This window comes from Candidatus Cloacimonadota bacterium, assembly GCA_034661015.1.
Lineage (GTDB): Bacteria > Cloacimonadota > Cloacimonadia > JGIOTU-2 > JGIOTU-2 > JAYEKN01.
In genome coordinates this window covers 4158-6993 of sequence record JAYEKN010000014.1, presented here as the reverse complement: position 1 = coordinate 6993, position 2836 = coordinate 4158, and the positions used below count along the sequence as shown (strand labels likewise).

At 39.8% G+C, this 2836-nt stretch carries 3 protein-coding genes; all 3 read right to left on the bottom strand.

Translation table 11 applies throughout. The features are described from left to right. Nucleotides 1–3: 3 nt before the first annotated feature. Complete coding sequence (locus U9P79_00475; protein ID MEA2103108.1) at nucleotides 4–780, bottom strand: ABC transporter permease; 777 nt, start codon at nucleotides 778–780, stop codon at nucleotides 4–6. Nucleotides 781–786: 6 nt separating this feature from the next. Next, nucleotides 787–2157, bottom strand: a complete 1371-nt coding sequence (gene dnaB / locus U9P79_00470; GenBank protein MEA2103107.1) for a replicative DNA helicase — start codon at nucleotides 2155–2157, stop codon at nucleotides 787–789. 1 nt (nucleotide 2158) lies between these two features. After that, a partial coding sequence (locus U9P79_00465) for a uracil-DNA glycosylase (GenBank protein MEA2103106.1) occupies nucleotides 2159–2836 on the bottom strand: 678 nt, incomplete at its 5' end.

The following is a 2836-nucleotide window of genomic DNA, read 5'->3' as shown; positions in this document are numbered from 1 at the left end:
AAATCACTTAAAGATAATTGAAGCTACGATAAAATCAGTAATTAGGATCATAATTGACGAGACAACAACTGCACGGGTCGTGGCTTTGCCCACACCTTCCGCCCCACCTTTTGTATAAAATCCCTGAAAACAGCCAACCGTAGTGATTATGAAACCAAACAAAAGCGCTTTTATTATCCCACTCCAGAAATCAATCGGATTGAAAAAATCACGGATTCCATTAATAAAATCCGATTGGGTAATATGATAGATTTTCACCGAAACCGCATATCCGGAAAGAATTCCGAAAACATTGGAAAACACCGTTAGCACCGGTAGCATAATAAGTCCGGCAATTACCCGTGGAACAACAAGATAGTCATAAGGATTTATTGCAATAATCTCAAGAGCGTCAATTTGATCGGAAACCCGCATTGTGCCAATTTCTGCGGCAAGAGATGCCCCAATTTTGCCTGCCATAACAAGTGCCGTTAATACCGGAGCAAGTTCGATCAAGGTTGATTTTGCAATCAGCACTCCCACCAATCTGTTCGGAAGAAATCCTCCTGTTTGGTAAGAAGCCTGCACCGCAGTTACCATTCCCGTGAAAGCGGAGGTAATCATAATAAGCGGGAGAGATTCCACTCCAAACTTGTACATCTGTGAAAAAGTCAGACTAATACGGGAGGAAATTTTTCCAAGTCCGGAAAAAGTAAAACAAAGGAATATGAAATATTTGCCGATCCCTTTAACGGAATTAATTACCGGTTTCCCAACTTCTGCCAGCAAATGAAATAACATATAATTTTATTCGAATTCCCGCAAAGGTTTGAACTGCGTGTATTCTCCCACGAATTCGAACTTCAATCTTCCTTGAGGACCATTACGATTTTTAGCAATTTCTACGCGTGCGACTCCCGGTTCTTTGGACTCCTCTTTCGTATAATATTCGTCTCGATATAGGAGAAGCACAATATCGGCATCTTGCTCAATTGCTCCTGATTCGCGTAAGTCAGAAAGTTTGGGTTCATTACTTGGTCGCTTTTCCGGAGCACGACTCAATTGAGAAAGTGCGATAATCGGAATTTCAAGCTCCTTTGCCAATAATTTTATTCCCCGTGAAATTTCAGTAATTTCCTGAGTTCTGCTTTGTCTCGAAGCAACCGGTATCATCAGCTGCATATAGTCAATGATGAGCAGATCCAAGCCCTCTTCACTTTTTAATCTACGTGCTTTGGAACGCATATCAGCGATAGTATTGCTTCCTTCATCATCAATAAATATCGCTGCTTCGGCAAGTTGGTCGCCTACTGTTGTGATTCGGAAGAGTTTGGTCTGATTCATTCCGTATCCTTGCAACATTTCGCTTAAAGACACCTCTGCACCGGCACTCAGCATACGCATCAATAGTTTTTCCTTATCCATTTCCAGGCTGAATATTCCTACGTTTTTCCTCTGGTGCATAGCAGTATAAAAACCCATATTTATGGCAAGAGCAGTTTTCCCCATACTTGGTCTTCCGGCAATTACGATGAACTGCCCGGGTTGGAATCCGCCGATTTTGTTGTCCAAAGATTCAAATCCGGATGCAATCCCGATCACACGAGATTTTTGAGCAGCTATCTTTTCAATATTTCCGATCGTCTGAGATACATAATGGGAAACACGCTCAAAACCTTCATGCCGCAGATCCTGTGTAACTTCAAAAATTGCTTTCTCGGCTCTTTCTATAATGTCTTTACTTGCACTTTGGGAATTGTAGCAATCGGAAATAATATTATTTGAGGTTGTGATCAAACTCCGCAAAGTTGCCTGTTCCAAAACAATTTTTGCATGAGCTTCCACATTGGCACTCGAAGAAACAATATCAGATATTTCGGATAAATATGGTGTTCCTCCGATAATTTCCAAATTCCCGCTTTTTTTGAGTTCATCAATAATTGTGATTAGATCTATTTCAATATTTTTATTATAGAGAATATCCAGTGCTCGGAAAATCAACCTGTGTGTTTTTTTGTAAAAATGCTCCTCACTGAGTATCTCAAAAGCCCTGCTTGCAGCCCAGTCATCATCCATCATTGCACTGAGAACAGCAGCTTCAGCATTTATATCATGCGGTGGAACCCTAAGATCCGTCTCATTGGAAGAACCTGTTTTTGCACTATTAGTGTCTGCCATATTAATTAATTCCTAATTCTTGATATTTTTTTCTCAACATTTTCAGATCTTCCCACGTAGGGCGTTTCCATTTATTTTGATACAAAAGTGCAGATGGGTGGTAAGTAACCATAACAAGCGAATCATTGAACGGATAAAATTTAGCTCGCATTTCTCCCAAAGTATTATCTCCCTGTAACAACGTGTTTCCGGCAACCTTTCCCAGAGCACAAATGATTTTGGGCTTGATTATAGAAATTTGTTGCAAAAGGCAGGGCAGACATTTTTCAATCTCTTCAATTTTCGGATTTCGATTCTTTGGAGGACGGCACTTGACAACATTAGTAATATAAACTTTTTTTCTATCAAGGTTGACAGCAAGTAACATTTTATCAAATAATTTGCCGGCTTTGCCCACAAATGGTTTCCCTATTTTGTCCTCATCCGCTCCCGGTGCTTCTGCAATAAACATAATATCCGCCTGACTATTCCCTTCTCCAAAAACGAACTTGTGGCGAGTCTCACTAAGCACACAACTTGTGCAATGTTCATATTTTTTATTTAATTCAGATAGTTGCAGAGAAAACTTCTCTTCATTATCAATTGTTTTAAAATTGTTCACGTTCCCAGTGCTTTTGAAAGAGCCTTCATCCTTAAATATTTCACGGGTTTTCTCTTTCTCAATTTTTTCACCAGTTTT

Excerpts from the sequence above, each read along its gene's own strand:
- dnaB (MEA2103107.1), bottom strand. The coding sequence starts at position 2,157 with ATGGCAGACACTAATAGTGCAAAAACAGGTTCTTCCAATGAGACGGAT.
- U9P79_00475 (MEA2103108.1), bottom strand. The coding sequence starts at position 780 with ATGTTATTTCATTTGCTGGCAGAAGTTGGGAAACCGGTAATTAATTCC.